Consider the following 23,963-nt stretch of genomic DNA (forward strand, 5'->3'; position numbering starts at 1 on the left):
TCAAATTATATTTTAGGAAATTTCATTTCATTAAAAGTGCTTTTCTGTTTAGCAAGCGCTTCAACTTCATCCCATTTTCTTGGAGAATCTGCTGAAAGATTTTCGTATGAATCTTTTTTGATCAAAATATCGTCTTCGATACGAACGCCGATATTCCACCATTTTTTGTCGCAATTACTGTTTGCTGGAATATAAATTCCTGGTTCAACCGTGATAATCATATTTTCTTTTAAAGTTCCCATATAATTTCCTTTATCATGAACATCCAAACCAAGAAAATGAGAGCAGCCGTGCGGATAATATTTGTTTACTTCTTTTGCGTTTTTAATGATTCCGAGTTTCAACAGTCCGTTTGCTATTACTTCTTTTGATTTTTTGTTTACGTCTTGAAGAGGTGTTCCTTCTTTACAAAGTTTGAAAACTTCTTCTTGGGCATCATAAACTATTTGATAAATCGCTTTTTGTTCTTCAGAAAATTTTCCGTTCGCCGGAACTGTTCTTGTTACATCGGCAGAATAACCATGATATTCTGAGCCAACATCCATTAACAATAATTGATTGTCCATTTTTGTGGCATTGTTATCTATATAATGTAAAATACAGCCATTAGCACCCGCACCTACAATTGGCGGATAACCTTCGTCTTCGGCACCGTAGTGTCTGTGAATATAAGCGTGAATTCCATCTGCCTCATTTTCGCTCATATCTGGACCAACCGCTTTCATCACTTCGTTGTGCGCAATGCAAGAAAGTTTAACCGTTTTACGCATTAGAACCAACTCCTCAGGCGTTTTTATTTCGCGCAGTGCTGTGGTGATTTTGGTAAATAGCTCGTTTGAAGTTTCGTCTTCCTGAATAATATTCGCTTTTGATTTAAAAGTTTGAATTAAGGCATAAAGATTACCAGCATTATTACTTCCTGCTAAATCTGTTGGAATTTTGTCGTAAATTATTTTATCGAATTTTTTAAAATCAATGCTGGCATTACTAAAATCTTTTCCGTTGTAAACTGTAGTGAAACCTAGTTTTGATTTTGCACCTTCAATACCAAGTCGTCTTCCTGTCCAAGTTTCCTGAGCGGCATTTCTTTCTCTCACAAAAAGAATTTCGTTATAAGTTTCATTTCCTTTGGTTTGATTTTCTTTAAAAAGAACTAAAATCGCATCTGGCTCTTTGTATCCTGTTAAATAATACATGTCCGGATTTGCGTGGTAGGCATAATTAATGTCTTTTGAAAAAACTCTTTCTGGATAAGAAAAAACGACTGCAACAGAGTTTGAAGGCATTAGATTTCTAAAAGCTTCGCGTCGTCCTTTATGAAATTCTTTAGAAAGATAATCTGTAGGCAGGTTTTCTTGTGCTTCAATCTGAACGATTGTAAACAAGAAGGCAAACAATAAAAGTAATTGTTTCATTTTTCTGGTTTTTTGGTGATGATTTCTGTTTTTTGATCACTGCAAATTACAAAAAAAATGCAATCAGAATTTGTTCTTTAATTGTTTGATTAGTAGAAAAATAAATAAAATACTGTAACTTAGAGTTAGAAAATAACAGTAAATCACAAAAATTTAACGCTGAAAATCTGTAATAAGGGCATGAATATTGAAAGCATTTTTTTAATCTTCAAAAAAACAAATTATAGTAATCTTTAAAAAAGAACTTTTATGAAAAAATATACACTAGCAGTCGTTTCTGTTTTAACATTATTATTTGCTGCATGCAATGCATCAAAAGAAACCAAAAGTACAGGAGGAAATCTTTATGATACCACTTGGGAATTAGAATATATTTCGGGGCCAAGAATTGCTTTTGAAGGTTTATTTCCGAATAAAAAACCGCAGATCACTTTTGACCAAAAAGAAACAAAAGTTTACGGAAATAACGGATGCAATGGTTACAGCGCGCCGTATACATTAAAAGGGAAATCGCTGACATTTGGAGAACCAGGGCCGGCAACAATGATGTTTTGTGAAGGTGGAGGTGAACAGCAGTTTTTACAGCAGATGAAAAAAATCACAAGCTATGAAATTGACAAAGACGGAAAATTAAATTTAATTCAAGGTGATGTACCAATGATGCGATTTAAAAAAGTAGCTAAGCAATAGTTTCAAGTAATTCAACTTTGTCAAAGTTTAAACTTCTAAAAAAAGGGGAAATGATTAGATTCATTTCCCCTTTTTTATTATTTCTTTTTCAGTTTATCTTTAAAAACCTTTTCGAATTTCTCCAGCTTCGGCTGAATGACCATTTTACAATATGGCTGGTTTTTATTATTCGCATAATAATTTTGATGATCATCTTCTGCTTTATAAAATGCTTTAAAAGGTTCTACTTTCGTAACAATCGGATTGTTGTAGACTTTTGCTTTGTTCAATTCGGTAATAATACTTTGAGCGGCTTTTTTCTGTTCTTCATTTCTATAAAAAATCACCGAACGATATTGTGTTCCAACGTCTGCACCTTGTCGGTTTAAAGTTGTCGGATCGTGAACCGTAAAAAAGACCTTGAAAATTTCGTTAATATCCGTAACGTTTTTGTCATAAGTAATCTGAACCACTTCGGCGTGACCAGTTGTTCCCGTGCAGACTTCTTCGTAAGATGGATTAGCGACTTTTCCGCCAGAAAAACCAGAAACAACAGATTTTACTCCGTCCAGATTTTCATATACAGCTTCGACACACCAATAACAGCCGCCGCCAATTGTAATGGTTTCTAAATTTGAAGCTTTTTTATTTTGCGAAATGCCATTCAGCGAAAGCGCCAAAAAGAATATTAAAAGTATATTTTTCATAATGATATTGTTTATTAAACACATAGAAACATAGGTTTTGAAATATTTGATAAAGACGTTTCACTTACCAAAATTCACGTAGTTTTAAGCTATGTGTAAGAAAGGTTTCTTTCTAAACTTCTTTTAGAAATCTTAAAATTTATGTTTCTATGTGTTGAAATGATTTTAAGCTGTGTTGTAAGTTTTACTCTATTATTTATTTAGAATCTGGAATAAAATCCAGTGCAATGGAATTCATGCAATAACGTTTCCCGGTTGGTTCAGGACCATCATCAAAGATATGACCTAAATGACCGCCGCAACGACCGCAAAGTGTCTCGGTACGTTCCATTCCGAGTGAATTATCTTCTTTAAAAACAATGCTTTTTTTACTGCTTTGTTCAAAGAAACTTGGCCATCCGCAGCTGCTTGAAAATTTTGCTGTTGAGCGAAAAAGTTTGTTCCCGCAAGAAGCACAGTAATACGTTCCTTTTTCGTTCGTATTCCAATATTTCCCAGTAAAAGGTCTTTCGGTATCTGCTTCGCGCATTACGGCATAAACGTCTTCTGGAAGTACTTTTTTCCATTCCGCATCGCTTACATTTAGCTTTGTAGTGTCGGTGTTCGAATAATAAGGATTTCCTGGTTTTTCTATTTTGTTGGCAGTAATTGAATTTGCTGCGGTTTTATTTTTAGTTGTCTGGGCGCATGCCTGAAACATAAAAAAAGAAAATAAAACAAAAAGACTGTAAAGTTGAGATTTCAGTTTGAGTGGCATAATTATTCAGTTTTTTTAACTTTTTGAATCAAAGATACGACGAGATTAAGCTCGAAATATCGAATTAGAAACAATTCAGATTTTTTTAAGTGTGTTTTAACTTTTTATTAGTTACGTAAAATTGCGCTTTGTAGTTTTTATGTCTTAATTTTAACAGCTTTTAAAAATTAAAAGAAATTAGACTCTTGTAAATCAAGAAAGTAAAGATTGGGTTTGAATGCTAATAATTAGACAAAGTTTGTTTGGATTTTCATGCCATTTCTTTTTTCGTATTTTTGCTTGATTAATAAGCCCTATGATAGAAGAAAACGTAATATTAGTTAACCAAAATGACGAGCAGATTGGTTTAATGCCAAAGTTAGAAGCACATGAAAAAGCACTTTTGCATCGCGCTTTTTCGGTTTTTGTTTTAAACGATCAGAATGAAATTATGCTGCAGCAAAGAGCGCATCAAAAATATCATTCGCCGATGCTTTGGACAAATACTTGCTGCAGTCACCAGCGTGAAGGCGAGAGCAATCTTGAGGCGGGCAGCAGAAGATTGTTTGAAGAAATGGGCTTTAAAACAGATTTAAAAGAACTATTTCATTTTATTTACAAAGCGCCGTTTGATAATGGTTTAACCGAACATGAATTGGATCATGTAATGATTGGTTATTTCAACGAAAATCCAAGCATCAATATAGAAGAGGTAGAAGATTGGAAATGGATGAAAATTGAAGATGTAAAATCAGACATAGAGAAACAGCCCGAAATATATACCGTTTGGTTTAAAATTATTTTTGACGAATTCTATCATTATTTAGAAGATCATAAACTTTAATCCAGAATAACCAAGAACCTAAATGAGAGTAACCATATCCAGAAAAGCACATTTTAATGCTGCTCATCGACTGCATAGAAAAGATTGGTCTTTTGAAAAAAACAATGCTGTTTTTGGCAAATGCAATAATCCCAATTTTCACGGTCATAATTATGGTTTAACAGTAAGTGTTACAGGAAAAATTGACCCCGAAACTGGTTTTGTTCTCGATGTGAAAGTATTAGCGGATATTATACGAGAAGAAGTAGAAATTCCGTTTGATCACAAAAATCTGAATCTGGATGTTCCAGAATTTCAAGATTTGAATCCAACTGCAGAAAATATTGCAGTTGTGATATGGAATAAAATTAAAAAAAGAATTCAGTCCGATTTTGATTTAGAAATTGTACTGCATGAAACGGACCGAAATTTTGTAACTTATAAAGGAGAATAAAAAATGTCATTAAAAATAGGAGATATAGTTCCGAATTTTACTGCGAAAGACAATCACGGAGAAGTTTTTGAAAGCAAAAGTGTTTTAGGAAGAAAACCATTGGTTATTTATTTTTATCCAAAAGATAATACGCCGGGGTGTACTACCGAAGCCTGCAGCTTTAGAGACCAATACGAAGATTTTAAAGATTTAGGAGCCGAGGTAATCGGTATTAGCAGCGATAGTGTCAAGTCGCATCATAAATTTGCTAATAAACACAAACTGCCATTTATTTTATTATCAGACGAAGACAAAAGATTAAGACATCTTTTTGGTGTTAAAAATAATTTGTTTGGTCTTCTTCCAGGAAGAGTAACTTATATAATAGACCGTAACGGAGTGGTTATTTATATTTTTGATAGTATAAATGCAGCAAAACACATTCCGAAAGCATTAGAAATAATAAAAGAATTAGTACTGTAGATTTAAAATAGTATTAAATCGTTGTTTAATTAATACAGATATTAGCCCATAAAATTAGAATATGAAACCAGAATTTTACCCTTTGCAATTTGAGCCTATCCTGAAAGAAAGAATTTGGGGAGGAGAAAAACTCAAAACATTATTAAACAAACCAATTACTTCTAAAATTACTGGCGAAAGCTGGGAATTATCTACTGTAGAAGGAGACGTAAGCGTAGTTGCTAACGGAGATTTGAAAGGGAAATCATTAATGGAATTGATTGATGAAACGCCAAATGAAATTTTAGGAACAAAAGTTTACGAACGTTTTGGAAAACAATTTCCGTTACTATTTAAATACCTTGATGCAAGAGAAGATCTTTCTATACAAGTGCATCCAAACGATAAACTGGCAAAAGAACGTCACAATTCTTTCGGAAAAACCGAAATGTGGTATGTAATGCAAGCAGATGCAGATGCTAGAATTATTGTTGGTTTTAAAGAAAATTCTAGTAAAGAAGAATATTTAAAACATTTAGAAGACAATACTTTGGTTTCAATCTTAGACGATGTAAAAGCAAAAGCCGGCGATGTTTTCTTTTTAGAAACGGGAACTGTTCATGCAATTGGAGCCGGATTAGTTGTTGCAGAAATTCAGCAGACTTCTGATATTACCTATCGTTTATACGATTTTGACCGTGTAGATGCACAAGGAAATAAACGTGAACTTCACGTAGATTTAGCACTTGATGCGATTAACTATAATAAAGTTGATACACAGAAAAAATACGATTCAAAAGAGAATACTTCGAATACAGTTGTAGATTGCCCTTATTTCACTACGAATTATCTTCCGCTTGACGGGAAAGTAGAAATTGCGAAATCTGGTGAAACATTTACCGTTTATATGTGTATCGAAGGAAGTTTTGAAATTGAATATAATGGTTTCAAACAAAGCTATAAACAAGGTGATACTGTTTTGGTTCCAGCTGCGATAAATGCATTTATTTTGAATGGAAAAGCTTCAATTTTAGAAATTTACATTTCATAGCAGTAAATAAAAAGATTATATGTACTTTTGCAGACGCAAATTTAAATAATAAAAAAAAATGGCAAACGTTAAGAATTTAAAGAAAGACATCAACTTCGTATTAGGAGATATTATTGAGGCAGTATACTTATTTGAGATGTCAACAACAGGAAATCCAACTCCAGAAACGAATGCTTTGGTAGATGAAGCTATTGCTGCATTTGATACTTTGATCACAAAAGTGAACGCAAAGAACGTTGAAAACAAAAAAGCACACTTCAAGCAAATTAATGTTGAATTAGAACAAGCTGCTAATCAATTGATTGAAAAAATCAACGCATTGTAAGCAAAAAAAAGTATAAAAAAGTGCAAATTTATTTTGGAGAAACGAAAAACCGCTTTATATTTGCACCCGTAATGACGCCGATGTAGCTCAGCTGGCTAGAGCAGCTGATTTGTAATCAGCAGGTCGTGGGTTCGAGTCCCTCTATCGGCTCAACGGAAACCATTCACTTCGGTGAATGGTTTTTTTAACAAAAAATGAAGACAGGTTTGTTTTTGAAATTCAAATAATCAAACTTAAATCTGCAAAATAAAATACGCCGATGTAGCTCAGCTGGCTAGAGCAGCTGATTTGTAATCAGCAGGTCGTGGGTTCGAGTCCCTCTATCGGCTCCAAAACCATCACAATTTGTGATGGTTTTTTTTTGTCCAAAAGTTTCGAGTTTCAGGTTTTAAGTTTCAGGTTGGAATTTGAAATTTTTTAATTCGAAATTTATTTTTAGAATATTTTTCCTATGTTTGTTTCTTAACCCAAAAACATAAATAACAAATGGAAGAAACATCAGTTTTCGAAAAATTTGAATTGCAGCTTGACCATGCTGCAAAAGATTTCTTAAAAGAAACCGCCAAATGGGCTTATTTCTTATCAATACTTGGTTACGTAGGAATAGGTTTTTTATTAATTTTTGCTGTATTTGCAGGAACATTATTCTCTGCACTTGGATCAGGTTTTGGCGGAATAGGAGGAAGCTCTTTTGGTTTTATAATGGGATTTGTTTATTTTGCTATGGCAGCAATTTATTTCTTCCCGGTATATTACTTAAATAAGTTTGCTTCAAATGCCAAAAGAGCCTTTAGAGATAATGATTCTGAGGCACTGACTACTTCATTTCAGTATTTAAAATCGCATTATAAGTTTATCGGAATCTTTGTTTTGATTCTTTTATCTCTATATGGTTTGATACTTGTTTTTGCTATTTTAGGCGGATTATTAGGTAGGTAATAAAGATTAAAGTAATAAGAGCTCTGATACTTTATCAGGGCTTTTTTTTTATAACTAAATTATTTCGTCGAATAAAATAAGCCAATAAAACTTATATATATATGGAAGAAAAAAAGTTTGATCTTCAACTTCAAAATTTGGCACAAGGCTTTTTAAAAGAGGTTTCAAAATGGACTTTTGTTCTAGCAGTTTTAGGATTTATCGTAATTACTGTTTTGTGTATTTACGGACTGTTTGCGTTTGCAATTTTCAAAGCTACAGGCAGTATACTTCCTGGAACTGGAGAGATGATGGATTCTTTTGGAACGGCTTTAAATACCTTTTATATTATTGCGGCCGGTATTTTGTTCTTTCCGGTTTACTTTTTGTTTAAATTTAGTGTGAATGCGCAAAAAGCATTTAAAAATAATGATTCTGAAGCCTTGACCAAGTCTTTAAGATCTTTAAAAGCACATTATAAATTAACTGGTATTACTACATTTTTGGTTCTAGTTTTATGTATACTTTTATTTTTAGAAGTTTTATTTCCATAACGAAACTTTTTTGCAAAAAAAAAGCCCTGAAATTCTCAGGGCATTTTTATAAATTTTCAAAATAGAAATTATTCTTGTGCTGATGCAGCGGCTGGAGTTGCCGGTACAGCTTCTTGTTGCTTTTTAATGTCAGCAACATATTTGGTTAATTTCTTTCCGTATAATGATTTTGCAACTTTTGGACTCATTGATTTCTCAATTGTATCTAAAAACTTCACATTGATATCATAAATTTGAGATAAAGCAATGTATGGAGCAATTTCGTAATCTTTATTGTTTAAAGCGAAATTGGTTGCGTACAAATATTTTCTTTTAATATTAGATTCTTCTTTAGCAGTAAGGCTGTCTAATGCTTTTTGATCTTGTCTTTTAATGGCTTTAAAACGCGGCTCTACCATAGAAAGGTTTTCGTCGATAAAACGAGAATTTATTTTTTGATACTGCTCGTATAATTCCTGATTTTTAGAACCCGTAATTTTTGCTCCTGCAATATAGTTGTCAAGATTAGTGTCAATATTAATGTTTCCAGGTTCTGCAAAGAATAAAATATTATTGTCTAAAGAATTGGTTACGCCTCGGTCTAAAAATAAATAAAGCATTTCTGGAGAATCTAATTTTATAGTAGTCTCAAAAGCCGAATTTCCGTCCATTTTAATACTGTCAATTACGACAAGAGAAGTATCAACAATTCTTTGAATATAAAGAGTTCCTTTTTTCAATCCTTTGATATTTCCTGTGATATGAAGGCCATCAGTAGATTCTTTTTTGCTGCAAGCAATTACAAGTAAAATGGCAGCAAAGGCAATAATAGTTTTTTTCATTGGTTTCTTAGATTTTGCTGCAAAATAAAGAAAATAGTTTAAATGTATAGAGGCTGTAGTTTTATTTTTGAAAAAAAATAAATCCCAATCTATTTCTAAATTGGGATTTCTAAATCTTTTGAAATCATTTGCTTACAACGAAAGCTCAACGCTGCTTCCGTTCTCGTGTGTATACGTATATTTAGAGTCACAATCATTGTTTCCGTAATCAATAACTCCGTTTAATATACCGCCTTGAATTTTTACTTTTCCTTTAGAGATAAAAAGACAAGAGTATTTTTTGATCAGTGTTTCTTGAACTGTCAATGTTAGTGTCGTTCCGTCCCCAGCAATTACAGTATGTGATCCTTCTGGAACTTCATAAACATTGTCTGATAAAACGTATGGAGTGTCAACACCTGCAGTTTGTTTGGTAGTGTAGGTGCCAGAGTTTGTATATACTCTTCCTTGAGTGTCTGTCAATTTACCGCCTGTAACTTTTCTTGTCCATTGTGGTACAGTTGCAACAGTAGTTGTATTCGTGTATTCTATAGTTCCTTCAAGTTTTAAATTATTAATAGAATAATCAATTCTTTTAATAGTCATTTTGCTCCCTGTTGTTGTTACAGGTCCTGTAAGTGTGATTTCAAGTTTTCCTTTTCTAGTAAGGTTTCCGTCTACACATCCTGTTGTTCCAAAATCTACGGTATATACTCTTGGATAAGTTGTGCCGCTTACAGTAATTGTGCTGCAGGCACCTACAGGTGTTTCGGCAGGTTTTGTGGCCGGATTTGAAGTTGTTACTGATAAACCAGTGTTTACATCCATTTCGTTAGCGGCGTCTATGGCTGTAGAAGCACCTATAGTAGTGTAATCGGATGTTGTAATGTTTTTGTTGTCATCGTTTGAGCAAGAAACATAAAGTAATGCAGCTGCAAACACAGCGGTTAGAGAAATAACAGTTTTTTTCATAGTGTCTTTGTTTTTTGGTTAGATAAAAGGCTATTCAAATGTAATAAAAAAATCGAATTACAAAATTTAAAATCAGAAGTATAACCTCTTGCAGTATATTGTAACGTCGATTTTGCTTGAAAATTATCTAATCAAAATAATATGAAAAAAATGCATGTTATCTAAAGGTTTTAAACAGACTTGTAGTAATCGCTTTTTGCTTTTCGGATCTTTTTATATTCTTCCCAATTAAATCGAGTTAAAAATTCGGCTGCTTTTTGTGCGCCGCGAATGAACAAATCAATTTTAGCATCGTCGGTCAAACCAAAGTTCAGCCAATTATGACTTGCGGTGTCAATGTAGCCAATTAAGTTTTTAAAGTCAGGATTTTTTCTTAAAAACTCAGAATCATAACCGTATCTCGCAGTGTCAAACAAAGAACTGATAACATTGGATATTTTTTCGTTTGTGTTGATTTCATTTTTATCATATCCTAATTTAATTCCAAAAGTAGGAGAGGCTGGAACATTATTGTTTTCATGAAAAATATCTATCGGAAAATTAGAAATAATTCCTCCGTCCATAAACATAACTTCGGCGGGAACGGAAGTTCTTAGACAGGTTTCTTCGTTCCATCTTTTCCAAGCTTCAACACCAGTTGGAATATTTTTGATTTTAAAAGGTATAAAGAAAAGCGGAATAGACATAGAAGCGCGAACAAAATCTGCTGGATTTTGGACATCAGGATTGGAGTAAAAAAGATCAATCATTTTCGGAAAAACAATTTTGCTTTCGGTTGTAATATCGGCGGCAATTATGGCCAAATTACTCCAATGATCTTCTCGGTTATAATCTTCTACGTCTTCTGGTTTTGGACCGATTACGCGATATAATTGATTTTTTTCTGAGATTCCTTTTTTTCTCAAAGCTTTTAAATCGGCGTAATTTTTAATTCCCTTTTGCGAAAGCAGATTGGTCATCCATTGATGAAAGTTGTTTCCGGGATTTAAACCCAAATCATCTTTAAAATTATCTACAACCTGACAGCCTTTTAAAACCAATTTTAAGTTGCCGGCATCACTTAACAAAGCATCAATAAATTCTTTGGCATCTCGATCGCCGTCAACAAAATCGTATAAGTTTTTATTGCAGAGACAATCCAAAATCCATTCTGATTTCTTCATGTCGCAAGTTCCTGCGGCGGCCATTAAAATGGTATTAATGCTTCCCGCAGAAGTTCCTGCCAGACTTAAAAAACGAATACCTACTTGTTCCAGAATATAAACATAGCCCACAAGTGCAATACCTAGCACGCCGCCTCCTTCTTGAACAAGATCTACGTATTGATAATTGTTCTTGTCTATAATGTCTGAGAATTTCTTATCTCTGATTTGTTCTTCTAAATCTTGTAAAATTGCTAGAATTTCTCCGTTTTCAGTAAATTTTCTCTTATCCATGATTTCTAGAATTTAATTTTTTTGTTTTAAAACATTGATTTTCAAAAATATAGAAAGAATGGTTTCTAGAAAAGGGGAGAATTCCCCTTTTTATGAGAGCGTTAAAAAAGAAAAAATTCCATAAAACTTAATCTATAGAATTTTTAAAGTGAGATATAGTTGTAAATTTTTATTGCAGTGCATCTACAGCTTTAACAGCGTAATCATCATAGCCAAAAATAGAATAATCTACAAACATATTGCCTGTCAAATCGGGTACATCTTGTCTGTCTCTAATTCCGTTTGGATAATCTAATTTTTCGATAAAAGAACTTAGGTAATAGCCAACCTGATCATCTTTTTTGTTTTTTGCAATATCTAAAATTAGTCCAACAACTAATTTAGAAAGCTCAACAACAGCGCCGCTTATAGGATTAGTCGTTTTGGCCAGCGCTTGTATTCCATTTGTAATGACATTGACATTAGAATCGGTTAGAACTGCCTTAATCAATCCTGCGTTATCACGTGTTTTTTTGTCTAATTCAACGCCGATAATCTGCCAGCTGAAGTCTTTTGGTATTTTTTCATCTTTGAAAACAATATAGCCGGTATCGCCAAAAGTGATAAGACTTTTGTCTTTTACTTTATTGATAGTCATTAAAATTCTGGACTGAATAACATTTGAAACAGACTCTTTTATAATTTCTTTTTTTCTAGCTTCATCATTAGTTTCAAAAAATTCATTGAGATTTGGAAAACTATCTGTGGATTGATTTATAAAACTCATAAATTGAATTTCTCCTTTCCCTATTAAGTCACCATTTTTGATGATTCTTAATCTATTTAATCTTACGTAGAACATAGTTTTAAAATTTGTCTGCCTACTCTGTTTAGGATTTTTGGCTGGCTCCCATTCTTTGGAAATAAGTTTTTAAGCTGTATCAGCTATTGTATTTAGTGTAAAAAAAATAAACACTCAAAAATAAGTGATTTTTCTTATATAAAAATGACATAAATTCCTTATTTTTAATGCGTTGGTTTTAAAAAAAAAAGCCCTGCAAGTTTATAACTTGCAGGGCTTTGCTATTTTGATGAGATTTTAAAAAGACTAAAATATTATTTAATCATCTCAAAGCTTCTTTTTACAAAGGCTGTTAAAGCTTCTCCTTTTAAAAGGTTTTGCGATAATTTAGCCAAATCTAAAGCTTGTTTTACCAAATGTTCTTGATGTGTTTTGTCTTCTGTATTTAAAATGCTTGAAGCCAAATCAGAGTTTGTGTTTACAACCAAGTTGTACATTTCTGGCATATTACCCATTCCGAACATACCACCGCCACCAGTCTGGCTCATTTCTTTCATTCTACGCATAAATTCTGGCTGTGTAATAATGAAAGGTGCAGCTTGAGAATCCATTGCTTCTAATTGTACAGAATATGCTTTTGGAATATAGGCTTCTAAAGAAGTTTTTAAAGTCGCTTTTTCGTCATCAGATAATTTAGAAATAGCGTTTTCTTCTTTTTTGATTAAGTTATCAACATGATCAGAGTCAACACGAACAAAAGTTAAATCACTGTTGTCGTTTTCGATTTTCTGAATTAAATGCGAAATAATCGGAGAATCTAAAAGCAATACTTCGTAACCTTTTTCTTTTGCAGCTTCAATATAAGAGTGCTGTGCATCTTTGTTTCCTGCGTAAAGAACAACTAGTTTTCCGTCTTTATCTGTTTGATTTTCTTTTAAATTTTCTTTTAATTCTTCTAAAGTGAAGTATTTGTCATCTACAGTAGGGTATAAAACAAATGCACCTGCTTTTTCGTAGAATTTATCTTCAGAAAGCATTCCGTATTCTAAAACGATTTTAATATCGTTCCATTTTGCTTCAAAATCCGCACGATTTTCGTTGAATAATGCTTTTAATTTATCTGCAACTTTACGAGTGATATAGTTTGAGATTTTCTTAACCGCACCATCTGCTTGCAATCCAGAACGGGAAACGTTCAACGGAATGTCTGGTGAATCAATAACACCTTTAAGCATTGTCAAGAATTCAGGAACAATTCCTTCTACGTTATCAGTAACATAAACTTGGTTTTGATATAACTGAATTTTATCTTTCTGAATCTGCATGTCAGTTCCCAATTTAGGGAAATACAAGATTCCAGTTAAGTTGAACGGATAATCTACATTTAAATGAATGTTGAATAACGGCTCTTCAAACTGCATCGGGTACAATTCTCTGTAGAAGTTTTTGTAATCTTCGTCAGATAATTCAGAAGGTTGTTTTGTCCAAGCTGGATTTGGGTTGTTAATGATGTTGTCTGTCTCAACAGTTTCATTTACGTAATCTTCTGGAGCGTCTTCTGGTTTAGGAAGTGTTTCTGTTCTAGTTCCGAATTTAATCGGAATAGGCATGAACTTATTGTATTTGTTTAATAAACCACTGATTTTAGAATCTTCTAAAAACTCTAACGAATCTTCTGCGATATGAAGAATGATTTCTGTTCCGCGTGAAGTTTTGTCAGCTGGTTCAAGAGTAAATTCTGGACTTCCGTCGCAAGTCCAATGTGCAGCTGGTTCGTCTTTGTATGATTTTGTAATGATTTCTACTTTTTCAGCAACCATAAATGCTGAATAAAAACCAAGACCAAAGTGACCAATAATTCCAGAATCTTTTGCAGAATCTTTGTATTTGTCTAAGAATTCTTCAGCTCCAGAAAAAGCAACTTGGTTGATGTATTTTTCTACTTCATCAGCAGTCATACCTAAACCTTGATCGATAATGTGGATTTTTTTTGCGTCTTTATCCACTTTAACCTCAATAATCGGGTTTCCGTATTCTACTTTAGCTTCGCCAATGCTGATAAGATGTTTAAGTTTAAGTGTAGCATCGGTACCATTAGAAACAAGCTCGCGCAAGAAAATTTCGTGGTCGCTGTATAAGAACTTTTTAATTAAAGGAAAAATGTTTTCTACTGAAACATTAATTTTACCTGTAGCCATATTTTTTACTTTTTTATTTAATGTGATGATATTCACTTATTCAAATAAAATACCAATTGTTTTTGAGGTGACAAAATGGCGGAAATGTTAATTTTGAAAGAAAATAATTAGATTTTAGAACAGATAATATTTCAACGAATCGTATATTTGTGGTATAATAATTGTTAAACTTGTAGGTATTAACTTAAAAAAAGTACAAAAAATGAAGAAGATCATATTCATCTGCTTGATTTCCACAATGTTCTTTGCGTGTAAATCGGCTTCGTCAACAGCTTCGTCTTCAGAAGCAACAACATTATCCAACAAACTTGATAGAAAAACGCAAGTTGCCTTAAAAGGAAATTGGGTTCTTACCAATGTAACATATCCAGGTTCAGATTATATTAAGGTAAATTCTTTTGATTTGGCAGATTCTAAATGTTTTATTGGAAGTACTTGGAGCTTTATTTCTAACAACAATAAAGGAACAATGGCTTTAACTTCTCCAAGCTGTACATCATTTAGTTCTCCAATTGTTTGGAGTATTAACGATCAAGGACTTTTTGTACTTAAAGTTTTGGACGCTGGGATAAAAGCAAAAAAAGTAAGAGATGGATATTTACTTAAAGTTGCTGGTGTAACTGAAAGTTCTTTCCAGTTAATTGATAACATTAATGTTGGCGGTCAAGTTAAAGATGTGACATACCAATTTCAAAGAGCTAATTAATATTTTAAAGATATAGAAAATGAGAAAGATAACTGTTTTAGGTTTAAGTACTTTACTAGTTTTAACTAGTTTTTTTACAAGTTGTGACTCTGTAAAAAATGCAAATAATACACAAAAAGGAGCAGGAATTGGTGTTGTTGCGGGTGGTGTTATTGGAGCCGTTTTGGGTAATAACCTAGGAAAAGGCGGGAATGCTGCTTTAGGTGCTGCAATTGGTGCTGCTGTTGGTGGTGGTACTGGTGCCTTGATTGGAAACAAAATGGATAAACAAGCTCGTCAAATTGACCAAGCTTTACCAGGTGCATCTGTAGAAAGAGTTGGAGAAGGAATTCACTTAACTCTAAACGAAAATGCTGTTCGTTTTGATACTAATAAATCAACTTTGACAGCTCAGGCAAAAGCGAATTTGGATAAATTGGTTCCTGTTTTTAATGAATACGGTGATACAGATATTCAAATCTTTGGATATACAGATAATACTGGAAAACCAGAATATAACTTAACACTTTCTGGACAAAGAGCTGCTTCAGTACAATCTTATTTAGTTTCTAAAGGATTAAAATCAAGCCGTTTTAAAACTTCAGGTTTAGGTATTGCAGATCCAATTGCAACTAACGATACACCAGATGGAAGAGCGCAAAACCGTCGTGTTGAATTCTCAATTACAGCAAACGATAAAATGGTTAATGACGCAAAAGCTGAAGCTGGAAAATAATTTCAGACAAAATAAATTATAAAAAAAGCTGTTTCATATTTGAAGCAGCTTTTTTTTGACTTTAGAACTTAAACATCGTAAATTTGACGTCTCAATTGTAACTCATGCTCGACATTCAAAATATAACATTTTCGTACACTGAAAATCCTGTCATCAAAAACATTTCTTTTACTATAGAGAAAGGTCAGAACATTTCGATCATAGGCGAAAGTGGCTGCGGAAAAAGTACACTGCTAAAACTGATTTATGGTCTTTATGATTTGGACGAAGGAAAGATTTTTTATGAGGACAAACCCATTTTAGGACCAAAGTTTAATTTGATTCCAGGAATGCCTTATATGAAGTATTTGGCTCAGGATTTCGATTTGTCACCTTATGAAACTGTGGCAGAAAATGTTGGAAAGTTTCTATCGAACGGTTTTGCAAACATGAAAAAACTTCGTGTTCAGGAATTGTTAGAAATGGTAGAAATGGAACAATTTGCGAATGTGAAAACAAAATTTCTGAGCGGCGGACAGCAGCAACGTGTGGCTTTGATAAGAGTTTTGGCTCTTGAACCAGAAGTTATTTTGTTAGACGAACCTTTCAGCCAGATTGATGCTTTTAGAAAAAATGCACTTCGTCGTAATTTATTTCGCTATTTAAAACAAAAAGGAATTACCTGTATTATTGCTACGCACGACAGTACTGATGCTTTGTCTTTTGCAGATCAGGCAATTGTAATGCGAAATGGTGAAGTCATTGTAAAAGATGATCCGAACAAAATTTACGAGAACCCGCAGATTAAATATGTAGCTTCTTTGTTTGGAGAAGTAAACGAAATTCCGACTCATTTGTTATTGTCATATGAAGACGAAAATCATAAAACTTTAGTATACCCACACCAATTTAAAATGGTTTCAGAGTCTAGACTTTTGGTAAAGATCAGAAGAACCTATTTCAGAGGAAGCCATTATTTGATCGAAGCAGTTTATAAAAGACAATTAATCTTTTTTGAAAGTGAAATTGATTTACCGCTGGAGCAGGAGGTTTTCTTGGCTTTGAATTATTTGTAATTTAGTTTTAATTAGATAATAGATAATAGATAATAGATAATAGATAATTTTTTCTTTAACTATGATAAAAAATAAACCCGACAGGTTTTTGAAACTTGTCGGGTTTATTTTTTATAACATGGGTTAAATTAGTTTTTCAAATACTTTTCTAAAAACTGATCTTGTTCCCATAACAAGTGCAGGATGTTTTCTTTAGCAGCATATCCGTGAGATTCTTTTGGAAGAATTACCATTCTAGCCGGCGCTCCCAAACCTTTTAAAGCTTGAAAATAACGTTCTGTCTGCAATGTAAATGTTCCAGGATTGTTATCTGCTTCTCCGTGAACTAATAAAATAGGCGTTTTCATTTTGTCAGCATTCATAAACGGAGACATGGTGTTGTAAACCTCTGGAACTTCCCAGTAATTACGCTGTTCTGTCTGGAAACCAAATGGAGTTAAAGTTCTGTTGTAAGCACCGCTTCGAGCGATTCCACAAGCAAAAAGATTAGAATGTGTCAGTAAATTTGCTGTCATAAATGCACCATAAGAATGTCCTCCTACAGCCACTTTTTTACGATTGATATATCCTAAAGCGTCAACAGCATCGATTGCAGCAGCAGCGTTGTCAACCAATTGCGAGATAAAATTGTCGTTTGGTTCTGTTGTCCCTTCACCAATAATTGGGAAAGCAGCATCATCTAAAACAACATATCCTTTTGTTACCCAATACACAAATGATCCATAGTAAGGAAAAGTAAACTCATTTGAATTCTGAGTAGACTGTGCAGCACTATTTCTGTCTTTGTATTCTGCCGGATAAGCCCAGATTAATAAAGGCAGTTTTTCTTTCTTTGCTTTGTCATAACCAGCAGGTAAGTATAAAGTCCCAGATAATTCTAAACCATCTTTACGCTTGTATTTAATCACTTCTTTACTTACATTTTTGATACTTTCAAAAGGATTTTTGAAATCTGTAATTGGGGTTAAGCTGTTTTTCTTGTAAATATTTTTAAAATAATAATTTGGATATTCACTTTTAGATTGAATCTGAACTAAAATTTTACCCGATTTAACATCTTCAATTTCAATTAAATCTTCTTTTTTATCCTTGTATGGAGAAGTGTATAAACGTTTAGTTTGAAGTGTTTTGGTATTAAATTCATCAATAAAAGGAAATTGTCCTTCTTTAGTATACCCTTCTCCAATACGGTAAGCATTGTCTTTTTCTAATAATAAGACATATTTATTGTATTGATTTTTTTTAGTTTGAAAATTACCTGGGTCAGAATATACATCTTGCGAGTTTCTGTCTGTAATAACTTTCGGGGCTTGTGCTGGATTTGATGGATTGATTAAATATGTTTTGGTGTTACGAGTATCATACCATTGATCTGATAAAACAGCAAGATTGTCATTACCCCAAGTAATATCGCTGAAACGCTGCGGCGTTTTAGCAAAAGAAACAGGTTCTGCGGTAAAAGGAGCGTCCCATAAAAATAATTCATCTCTGTTTTCAACTTTATTAGCTGGATTTCCTTCGTCTAAAGCAACAGCATAATACAAAGTTGCTGGCTTGTCAGTTCTCCATGCCATTTCTCTTTTTCCTTTACGAACAGCCATGAAACCTTTTGGCATGATTTCGCTTAACGGAACTTCATTGACTGTTTTAATTTCTTTTCCTCTAATGTCATAAACAACTGTTTTAGAAGGAAAACGATACAAAGGCACTACATAAGAAAATGGTTTCTGAATTGTTGTCAGCATGATATAATTTCCGTCTGGCGAAATTCTTTCACCAAAAAACATAGCCGCTTCTTTAAATAGAACAGCATTTCCGTTAAGGTTTACTTTATATAATTCAGAAGTAACAGCATTTTCAAAATTGAATTCATCATTCTTGTTTTTAAGCATATCAGGATACGTTCTGTTTTGAGACTTTTCTCCAGATGTGTTAGAAACAATAGGTCCTGTTGGTAAATCTTTTTTAGAATCTAATAAAGGCTTTCTGTTTTTAGGAAGCATTTTTACCAAGATAGTTTCATTGTCTGGAAGCCAGCTGAACGGATTTCCAAGATTAGCATTTACAGTTGCATCTGTTAATTTTGTTGCTTGAGCAGATGCTACATCTATAACCCAAAGTTCAACTCCTGTTGCAGTTGTGTGAGAAAATAAAATTTTCTTGTCGTTTGGAGACCATAAAACATTACTGATTTTTGGATTGTTTGGAAGTCCTGCAACCTGTATCTCATTTTTGCCGTTTACTTTGCGGAGCTTAAGATTTGTGGTATAAGTTACCGTACTAGAAATATTAGTAGTAGGGTTGATTCTTAAACCAGCTAATCTAAGTTCGTCTTGGTTTAGATCATCTAATGTTTTATAAGTATTGCGATACATGAAAAGGATATTTTCATTTTTAGTATCTGTAGCTACTGTTGGAGCTCTTTCATAATCTGCAAGATCAAGAATAGATTTTGATGGCTTTTGGTAAGTAAGGTTTTCTTGAGCGAGCGCAAAAAAACCAAAGTTTAGAAATAAAAATAGCGTAACTTTTAATTTCATAATTTGAATTTTTGGGATTAAAAAAAGGGTAATATTAAATGTTTGTCTCAGATCATTTAGACTTGTTACAAATTAGATCGCTAATTTAATTCTTTTTATGTTTTAGAAGTTTTTTTTGCTTTTTTTGAATTAAAAAATGTGTAAAGCGGTTTATTATTAGTAGATATTAAATTGCTAATTACGAAAAAAATAGTAATTTGTATGCTTATGTTTTAAAGTATGCGTAAATTTGCAATCCAATTTTTTAATAAATAATAAAAGAGTATGTATCATTCAAAAATAGCTGGTTTAGGATATTATGTTCCTTCAAATGTGGTGACTAACGATGATTTGTCTAAGATAATGGATACCAATGATGAATGGATTCAGGAAAGGACAGGGATTCAGGAAAGAAGACACATTATTCGTGGAGAAGATACCACCACTTCAATGGGAGTAAAAGCAGCTAAAATTGCAATAGAACGTTCTGGCGTTGCCAAAGAAGATATTGACTTAGTAGTTTTTGCTACATTAAGTCCAGATTATTATTTTCCAGGACCTGGAGTTTTAGTACAAAGAGATTTAGGTCTTAAAACCGTTGGAGCATTAGATGTTAGAAATCAATGTTCTGGATTTGTTTATGCTATTTCTGTTGCAGATCAATATATTAAAACGGGAATGTACAAAAACATTTTGGTAATTGGATCTGAGGTTCATTCAACAGGTTTGGATATGACTACTCGCGGACGTGGAGTTTCAGTAATTTTTGGAGACGGAGCAGGAGCGGCAGTTTTAAGCCGTGAAGAAGATTTGTCAAAAGGAATTTTATCTACGCACTTGCACTCAGAAGGACAACATGCTGAAGAATTAGCATTACAGGCACCAGGAATGGGGGCAAGATGGGTAACCGATATTATTGCTGATAATGACCCAAATGACGAAAGTTATTATCCTTATATGAATGGACAATTTGTATTTAAAAATGCTGTTGTTCGTTTTGCAGAAGTAATCAACGAAGGTTTAGAAGCAAATGGTTTACAAGTTTCAGATATTGATATGTTGATTCCGCATCAAGCCAATTTGAGAATCTCTCAATTCATTCAAAATAAATTTAAATTGACAGATGATCAAGTTCATAATAATATTCAGAAATACGGAAATACTACCGCAGCTTCAATTCCAATTGCTTTGACAGAAGCGTGGGAACAAGGAAAAATCAAATCTGGAGACACTGTTGTTCTAGCCGCTTTCGGAAGTGGTTTTACTTGGGCAAGTGCTATCATTAAATGGTAAAATCATCATCTTACATTATATTGCAAACCTGCTTCGTTTTGGAGCAGGTTTTTTTTATTTTAGCACCTTAGAATTGTTTAATCTGCCTTTCGTCGAAATGACAAAAAAATGACAATGAGAAAAAATCAACTCGAAATAGCCTGCTTTAACTACGAGTCTGCTATAATCGCGCAAGAAAATGGCGCGGACAGAATTGAATTATGTGAAAATATGAAACTTGGAGGGACAACTCCAAACTCGATTTTGGTTGTAAAAGTTCGGGAAAGCCTAAATATTAAAATGCATGTAATTATAAGACCGAGAGGTGGAGATTTTGTGTATTCTGATGAAGAGTTGACTGAAATGAAACAGGACATTAAACAATTTAAAAAATTAGGAGTCGATGGTTTTGTTTTTGGAATTTTGAAAGAAAACGGAAAAGTAAATAAAAAACAAAATAAAGAATTGGTACTACTGGCACATCCGCTTTCTTGTACCTTTCACCGTGCTTTTGATGTCGTAAAAGATGTTGAAGAATCTCTCGAAGATGTTATAGAATGCGGTTTTGATACTATTCTAACTTCAGGACAAGGTACAAACGTTTTAGAAGGGATCAAAGTTTTAGAAAAAATTCAAAAATTGGCAGACGAAAGAATTGTAATAATGCCCGGAGGCGGTTTGCGATCTACTAATGTTCAGGCAATAGAAGAAAAATTAAAAGAAGAAACCTATTTTCATACATCAGCAATAACGGATAACTCTGAAACCGCTGATCCTAAAGAAATCAAAGCAATCTTGGAGTATTTATAAAATAAAAAAATCCTGAAGTTTGGCATAACTTCAGGATTTTCCTTTTCTACAAGTATTCTAAAAAATTAGTAATAAAGGAAGATTAGAACATTCCTCCACCGCCTTTATTAGTATTATCATCTCTTTGTTTACGCTGTAATTTTTTGATTTTACTGCTTCCAAAGTTATAGGTTAATCCTAAATATACCGTTTGACTTTCCCATGTAAACTGACCTGTTTGACCGTACGGATACTCAGTATCAAATGCATATTTCATAGTATTGAAAACGTCGTTGAAACGTACACTGATATTCATTTTGTTATCTAACAATGTATAACGTGAACCAATATCCATTTTATACATTTCTTTACTATTGTTTTGAACACCGTCAACAGCGCCTCTGTAGAATCCAAAAAGTAAGAAACTTAAACGTTTATTTGCTTTGAAGTTCGAGTTCATACGTCCGTTAAATGCAGCAACGGTCACTTTTCTGTTTTCTGCGATAATTTTAATTCCATTAATGTCTTCTTGGAATTTAGATACAACACCTTCTTGATTTATGCTAGAGAAATCAATAGACGGCTGAATATCCCACCATTTTGTAATTTTATAATTCATTGACACTTCAAATCCATAAGCGGTATTATGGTCAAAGTTCGTGTAAGACATAATTTGTTTATTTCCACTTGGATCTGTATTATCTGGATACAAAATTCTGCTGATTTGATCATTGATACTTCTCACAAAAACACCAGCTGTAAAGCTTCCTTTTTCAAGAGTTTTAGTATAATTAACTTCTACAGAATTAGTAAACTGAGGTCTTAGATCTGGATTTCCTAAAGAAGTTACTAACGGAGTAGAAAACTCACGAATTGGTTTTGTCTGTCCTAAACTTGGACGGTCAACACGGCGGCTATAGCTAAATTGCAAAGTGTTTTTCTCATTTACGTTATAAGTTAAATAAGCAGAAGGATATAAAGTAAGATAATCATCATCATACTTAGTTTGGTCATGATTTAAATTCGCCTGCATTTTATAACTTTCAACACGAGCACCTAATTGATAGCTGATTTTTTTGAATTTCTGTCCAAAAGTCACATAAGCAGAATAGATATCAGTATCATAAGTGTAATTAGAAACTAAATTCTGCGTAGGATTTTGATCGTTTATTCGACTGTAATCATTATCAGTTCTTGTCAATCTTGCTTCAGCTCCAGCTTCAAGTGTTGTTTTTTCGTTTAACGGATTAACATAGTCAACGTTTACAGTACTTAGTTTTCGGTTATTACTCAAGAAATCATTATAAATATCTGAACTTTGAGCATTATTAATCAAAGTGATTTGATTGTCAAAATTTGCATTTTGACTTTCTTTCGTGTCACTGTAGTTTCCTTCAAAATCTAAAGTGTGTCCTTCTTTTTTAAAGATATGTTTGTATGCCAAGTTATAAGTCCCCGTTTTATTAGGTCCTTGATATCTTGATCTTTGATACATATTAGCAATGTTATCTGGAGAATTAATATAATCAATGTCGGTATTCACTATACCATTTCCAGTTGATTTATTTTGATTCGTATAAATAGACAAAGTATTATGATCATCAATTAAATAATCCATACCAATTTTATATAAGTATGATTCATTATCGTTAACAATATCTAATTTTTGAGTAACAGTTCGATCTGATCTTTCGATAAAACCATCGTTAAAGTATTTTCCAGAGTTATTTCCAGCGTTTCCAAAAAAGTTTACTTTTCCAGTTTTATAGTTCAAATCTAAAGATTGGTTAAACTTAGCCGTTTCCCCAAAAGTAATCCCGCCGCTGTAACTTCCGTTAAAACCAGTATTAGCATTTTTATGCAGAATAATGTTGATGATTCCAGACATTCCCTCTGGATTGTATTTTGCACTTGGATTGGTGATTAGCTCAATCTTTTTTATAGAAGTTGAAGGAATTTGTTTCAACAACTGCGCTGGGTCAATATTACTTGGTCTTCCATCAATTAATACACGAACATTATCGTTTCCGCGAAGCGAAAGTTTACCATCCTGGTCTACATTCACAGAAGGAATGTTGTTCATAATATCCGATGCAGACGCTCCCGCTGTGGTTAAATCTTTTCCGACGTTTACTACTTTTCTATCGATTTTTTGTTCGATAGTAGAACGTTCAGCTACAATATTTACGCCTTTTAGCTGAGTTGCTTCCTCTTCAAGACCAACATTTACTGTTGCCGCTTTTTTGTTTTCGCTTAAAATTACAGAACCGATATATTTTCTAAATCCAATGTATTGAATTTCGATCGTGTAACTTTTTAAAGCAATGTTTTTAAATGAAAAGTCTCCGTTGTCATCGGTATTTACGCCGCCTACTATTTTGCCGTTTTCTTTTAGAGAAACGCTTGCATACGAGATTGGTGCGTTATTCGACTTTTCTGTAATTTTCCCAGAAACCGTTCCGGTGTTCTGGGCTTGTGCTGTTGCAATTACCCCCAGTAATGCAAACAGAAAGAATTTTAATTTCATGATTAGTTACGTGATTGATTTGATTTGATTGATGATGATTTTTGTTAGTTTTTGTTTTTTTTACTTTTTTTTGATTGGCTTCAGATAAAATTTGAAGTCC

Annotated in this window: 23 protein-coding genes and 2 tRNA genes; 15 read left to right on the plus strand and 10 right to left on the minus strand. The window is 33.1% G+C overall.

The window, feature by feature from the left end:
* Positions 1–5: 5 nt before the first annotated feature.
* On the minus strand, positions 6–1,415 hold the full coding sequence (locus ACFSC2_RS02850; protein ID WP_379816103.1) for an aminopeptidase P N-terminal domain-containing protein: 1,410 nt from the start codon (positions 1,413–1,415) through the stop codon (positions 6–8).
* A 249-nt stretch (positions 1,416–1,664) separates the two neighbouring features.
* Here ACFSC2_RS02850 and ACFSC2_RS02855 point away from each other — a divergent pair, with 249 nt between their 5' ends.
* A complete protein-coding gene (locus ACFSC2_RS02855; protein WP_379816104.1) occupies positions 1,665–2,105 on the plus strand; it encodes an META domain-containing protein in 441 nt (146 codons plus the stop codon).
* Positions 2,106–2,182: 77 nt separating this feature from the next.
* Here ACFSC2_RS02855 and msrA read toward each other — a convergent pair whose 3' ends face one another.
* Both msrA and msrB read right to left on the minus strand, forming a co-directional pair.
* Entirely contained in the window at positions 2,183–2,791 is a 609-nt protein-coding gene (gene msrA, locus ACFSC2_RS02860) for a peptide-methionine (S)-S-oxide reductase MsrA (protein ID WP_379816105.1), read from the minus strand.
* A gap of 196 nt (positions 2,792–2,987) precedes the next feature.
* Positions 2,988–3,548 (minus strand): peptide-methionine (R)-S-oxide reductase MsrB, encoded by a 561-nt coding sequence (gene msrB / locus ACFSC2_RS02865; RefSeq protein WP_379816106.1) that lies wholly within the window; start codon positions 3,546–3,548, stop codon positions 2,988–2,990.
* A gap of 295 nt (positions 3,549–3,843) precedes the next feature.
* On the opposite strand from msrB, the gene idi reads away from it, so the two are divergent.
* The 9 genes from idi (at position 3,844) to ACFSC2_RS02910 (ending at position 8,093) form a co-directional block, all read left to right on the plus strand.
* On the plus strand, positions 3,844–4,371 hold the full coding sequence (gene idi / locus ACFSC2_RS02870) for an isopentenyl-diphosphate Delta-isomerase (protein WP_379816107.1): 528 nt from the start codon (positions 3,844–3,846) through the stop codon (positions 4,369–4,371).
* Between the two features lie 22 nt (positions 4,372–4,393).
* Positions 4,394–4,804 (plus strand): 6-carboxytetrahydropterin synthase, encoded by a 411-nt coding sequence (locus ACFSC2_RS02875; protein ID WP_379816108.1) that lies wholly within the window; start codon positions 4,394–4,396, stop codon positions 4,802–4,804.
* Positions 4,805–4,807: 3 nt separating this feature from the next.
* Positions 4,808–5,266 carry a peroxiredoxin gene (locus ACFSC2_RS02880; RefSeq protein WP_379816109.1) on the plus strand — a complete coding sequence of 153 codons (459 nt, stop codon included), beginning with the start codon at positions 4,808–4,810 and terminating at the stop codon, positions 5,264–5,266.
* 61 nt (positions 5,267–5,327) lie between these two features.
* Positions 5,328–6,296 (plus strand): type I phosphomannose isomerase catalytic subunit, encoded by a 969-nt coding sequence (locus tag ACFSC2_RS02885; protein WP_379816110.1) that lies wholly within the window; start codon positions 5,328–5,330, stop codon positions 6,294–6,296.
* 58 nt (positions 6,297–6,354) lie between these two features.
* The gene (locus tag ACFSC2_RS02890; RefSeq protein ID WP_111364281.1) at positions 6,355–6,621 is read left to right on the plus strand and encodes a hypothetical protein; all 267 of its coding nucleotides are present in this window, start codon (positions 6,355–6,357) and stop codon (positions 6,619–6,621) included.
* A gap of 76 nt (positions 6,622–6,697) precedes the next feature.
* Positions 6,698–6,771 (plus strand) — tRNA-Thr (locus ACFSC2_RS02895).
* Between the two features lie 105 nt (positions 6,772–6,876).
* A tRNA-Thr gene (locus ACFSC2_RS02900) sits at positions 6,877–6,953 on the plus strand.
* A gap of 154 nt (positions 6,954–7,107) precedes the next feature.
* Positions 7,108–7,560, plus strand: a complete 453-nt coding sequence (locus ACFSC2_RS02905) for a hypothetical protein (protein ID WP_379816111.1) — start codon at positions 7,108–7,110, stop codon at positions 7,558–7,560.
* Between the two features lie 101 nt (positions 7,561–7,661).
* A complete protein-coding gene (locus tag ACFSC2_RS02910; RefSeq protein ID WP_379816112.1) occupies positions 7,662–8,093 on the plus strand; it encodes a hypothetical protein in 432 nt (143 codons plus the stop codon).
* A 68-nt stretch (positions 8,094–8,161) separates the two neighbouring features.
* Here the strand turns inward: ACFSC2_RS02910 and ACFSC2_RS02915 are convergent, their stop codons facing one another.
* The 5 genes from ACFSC2_RS02915 to htpG all read right to left on the minus strand — a co-directional run bounded on the left by ACFSC2_RS02915 (position 8,162) and on the right by htpG (position 14,280).
* The gene (locus tag ACFSC2_RS02915; RefSeq protein WP_379816113.1) at positions 8,162–8,914 is read right to left on the minus strand and encodes a DUF4369 domain-containing protein; all 753 of its coding nucleotides are present in this window, start codon (positions 8,912–8,914) and stop codon (positions 8,162–8,164) included.
* Positions 8,915–9,046: 132 nt separating this feature from the next.
* Positions 9,047–9,865 carry a hypothetical protein gene (locus ACFSC2_RS02920; protein ID WP_379816114.1) on the minus strand — a complete coding sequence of 273 codons (819 nt, stop codon included), beginning with the start codon at positions 9,863–9,865 and terminating at the stop codon, positions 9,047–9,049.
* Positions 9,866–10,035: 170 nt separating this feature from the next.
* Positions 10,036–11,301: a patatin-like phospholipase family protein gene (locus ACFSC2_RS02925; protein WP_379816115.1), complete on the minus strand. Its 1,266-nt coding sequence runs from the start codon at positions 11,299–11,301 to the stop codon at positions 10,036–10,038.
* A 169-nt stretch (positions 11,302–11,470) separates the two neighbouring features.
* Positions 11,471–12,142 (minus strand): hypothetical protein, encoded by a 672-nt coding sequence (locus tag ACFSC2_RS02930; protein ID WP_379816117.1) that lies wholly within the window; start codon positions 12,140–12,142, stop codon positions 11,471–11,473.
* Positions 12,143–12,396: 254 nt separating this feature from the next.
* Positions 12,397–14,280 carry a molecular chaperone HtpG gene (htpG, locus tag ACFSC2_RS02935; RefSeq protein ID WP_379816118.1) on the minus strand — a complete coding sequence of 628 codons (1,884 nt, stop codon included), beginning with the start codon at positions 14,278–14,280 and terminating at the stop codon, positions 12,397–12,399.
* Positions 14,281–14,482: 202 nt separating this feature from the next.
* Between htpG and ACFSC2_RS02940 the strand changes: the two genes are divergently transcribed.
* The 3 genes from ACFSC2_RS02940 to ACFSC2_RS02950 all read left to right on the plus strand — a co-directional run bounded on the left by ACFSC2_RS02940 (position 14,483) and on the right by ACFSC2_RS02950 (position 16,756).
* Entirely contained in the window at positions 14,483–14,986 is a 504-nt protein-coding gene (locus ACFSC2_RS02940; protein WP_379816119.1) for a lipocalin family protein, read from the plus strand.
* A gap of 19 nt (positions 14,987–15,005) precedes the next feature.
* Complete coding sequence (locus ACFSC2_RS02945) at positions 15,006–15,701, plus strand: YiaD family glycine zipper/OmpA-like lipoprotein (protein ID WP_379816120.1); 696 nt, start codon at positions 15,006–15,008, stop codon at positions 15,699–15,701.
* 104 nt (positions 15,702–15,805) lie between these two features.
* A complete protein-coding gene (locus tag ACFSC2_RS02950) occupies positions 15,806–16,756 on the plus strand; it encodes an ABC transporter ATP-binding protein (protein WP_379816121.1) in 951 nt (316 codons plus the stop codon).
* Between the two features lie 128 nt (positions 16,757–16,884).
* Here ACFSC2_RS02950 and ACFSC2_RS02955 read toward each other — a convergent pair whose 3' ends face one another.
* On the minus strand, positions 16,885–19,296 hold the full coding sequence (locus ACFSC2_RS02955; RefSeq protein WP_379816122.1) for a S9 family peptidase: 2,412 nt from the start codon (positions 19,294–19,296) through the stop codon (positions 16,885–16,887).
* A gap of 264 nt (positions 19,297–19,560) precedes the next feature.
* Between ACFSC2_RS02955 and ACFSC2_RS02960 the strand changes: the two genes are divergently transcribed.
* Both ACFSC2_RS02960 and ACFSC2_RS02965 read left to right on the plus strand, forming a co-directional pair.
* A complete protein-coding gene (locus ACFSC2_RS02960) occupies positions 19,561–20,568 on the plus strand; it encodes a 3-oxoacyl-ACP synthase III family protein (protein ID WP_379816123.1) in 1,008 nt (335 codons plus the stop codon).
* Between the two features lie 114 nt (positions 20,569–20,682).
* Positions 20,683–21,357: a copper homeostasis protein CutC gene (locus ACFSC2_RS02965; protein WP_379816124.1), complete on the plus strand. Its 675-nt coding sequence runs from the start codon at positions 20,683–20,685 to the stop codon at positions 21,355–21,357.
* Positions 21,358–21,439: 82 nt separating this feature from the next.
* On the opposite strand, the gene ACFSC2_RS02970 is transcribed toward ACFSC2_RS02965, so the two are convergent.
* On the minus strand, positions 21,440–23,863 hold the full coding sequence (locus ACFSC2_RS02970) for a TonB-dependent receptor (protein ID WP_379816125.1): 2,424 nt from the start codon (positions 23,861–23,863) through the stop codon (positions 21,440–21,442).
* Positions 23,864–23,963: the final 100 nt, after the last annotated feature.

The organism is Flavobacterium artemisiae, from assembly GCF_042678225.1.
Lineage (GTDB): Bacteria > Bacteroidota > Bacteroidia > Flavobacteriales > Flavobacteriaceae > Flavobacterium > Flavobacterium artemisiae.

What these genes read in the sequence shown, in the direction of transcription:
- idi (WP_379816107.1), top strand. Translation starts at nt 3,844, where the DNA reads ATGATAGAAGAAAACGTAATATTAGTTAACCAAAATGACGAGCAGATT.
- ACFSC2_RS02875 (WP_379816108.1), top strand. Translation starts at nt 4,394, where the DNA reads ATGAGAGTAACCATATCCAGAAAAGCACATTTTAATGCTGCTCATCGA.
- ACFSC2_RS02855 (WP_379816104.1), top strand. Translation starts at nt 1,665, where the DNA reads ATGAAAAAATATACACTAGCAGTCGTTTCTGTTTTAACATTATTATTT.
- ACFSC2_RS02915 (WP_379816113.1), bottom strand. Translation starts at nt 8,914, where the DNA reads ATGAAAAAAACTATTATTGCCTTTGCTGCCATTTTACTTGTAATTGCT.
- ACFSC2_RS02890 (WP_111364281.1), top strand. Translation starts at nt 6,355, where the DNA reads ATGGCAAACGTTAAGAATTTAAAGAAAGACATCAACTTCGTATTAGGA.
- ACFSC2_RS02960 (WP_379816123.1), top strand. Translation starts at nt 19,561, where the DNA reads ATGTATCATTCAAAAATAGCTGGTTTAGGATATTATGTTCCTTCAAAT.
- htpG (WP_379816118.1), bottom strand. Translation starts at nt 14,280, where the DNA reads ATGGCTACAGGTAAAATTAATGTTTCAGTAGAAAACATTTTTCCTTTA.
- ACFSC2_RS02930 (WP_379816117.1), bottom strand. Translation starts at nt 12,142, where the DNA reads ATGTTCTACGTAAGATTAAATAGATTAAGAATCATCAAAAATGGTGAC.
- ACFSC2_RS02905 (WP_379816111.1), top strand. Translation starts at nt 7,108, where the DNA reads ATGGAAGAAACATCAGTTTTCGAAAAATTTGAATTGCAGCTTGACCAT.
- ACFSC2_RS02945 (WP_379816120.1), top strand. Translation starts at nt 15,006, where the DNA reads ATGAGAAAGATAACTGTTTTAGGTTTAAGTACTTTACTAGTTTTAACT.
- ACFSC2_RS02920 (WP_379816114.1), bottom strand. Translation starts at nt 9,865, where the DNA reads ATGAAAAAAACTGTTATTTCTCTAACCGCTGTGTTTGCAGCTGCATTA.
- ACFSC2_RS02940 (WP_379816119.1), top strand. Translation starts at nt 14,483, where the DNA reads ATGAAGAAGATCATATTCATCTGCTTGATTTCCACAATGTTCTTTGCG.
- ACFSC2_RS02925 (WP_379816115.1), bottom strand. Translation starts at nt 11,301, where the DNA reads ATGGATAAGAGAAAATTTACTGAAAACGGAGAAATTCTAGCAATTTTA.
- ACFSC2_RS02950 (WP_379816121.1), top strand. Translation starts at nt 15,806, where the DNA reads ATGCTCGACATTCAAAATATAACATTTTCGTACACTGAAAATCCTGTC.
- msrA (WP_379816105.1), bottom strand. Translation starts at nt 2,791, where the DNA reads ATGAAAAATATACTTTTAATATTCTTTTTGGCGCTTTCGCTGAATGGC.
- ACFSC2_RS02955 (WP_379816122.1), bottom strand. Translation starts at nt 19,296, where the DNA reads ATGAAATTAAAAGTTACGCTATTTTTATTTCTAAACTTTGGTTTTTTT.
- msrB (WP_379816106.1), bottom strand. Translation starts at nt 3,548, where the DNA reads ATGCCACTCAAACTGAAATCTCAACTTTACAGTCTTTTTGTTTTATTT.
- ACFSC2_RS02965 (WP_379816124.1), top strand. Translation starts at nt 20,683, where the DNA reads ATGAGAAAAAATCAACTCGAAATAGCCTGCTTTAACTACGAGTCTGCT.
- ACFSC2_RS02850 (WP_379816103.1), bottom strand. Translation starts at nt 1,415, where the DNA reads ATGAAACAATTACTTTTATTGTTTGCCTTCTTGTTTACAATCGTTCAG.
- ACFSC2_RS02885 (WP_379816110.1), top strand. Translation starts at nt 5,328, where the DNA reads ATGAAACCAGAATTTTACCCTTTGCAATTTGAGCCTATCCTGAAAGAA.
- ACFSC2_RS02910 (WP_379816112.1), top strand. Translation starts at nt 7,662, where the DNA reads ATGGAAGAAAAAAAGTTTGATCTTCAACTTCAAAATTTGGCACAAGGC.
- ACFSC2_RS02880 (WP_379816109.1), top strand. Translation starts at nt 4,808, where the DNA reads ATGTCATTAAAAATAGGAGATATAGTTCCGAATTTTACTGCGAAAGAC.
- ACFSC2_RS02970 (WP_379816125.1), bottom strand. Translation starts at nt 23,863, where the DNA reads ATGAAATTAAAATTCTTTCTGTTTGCATTACTGGGGGTAATTGCAACA.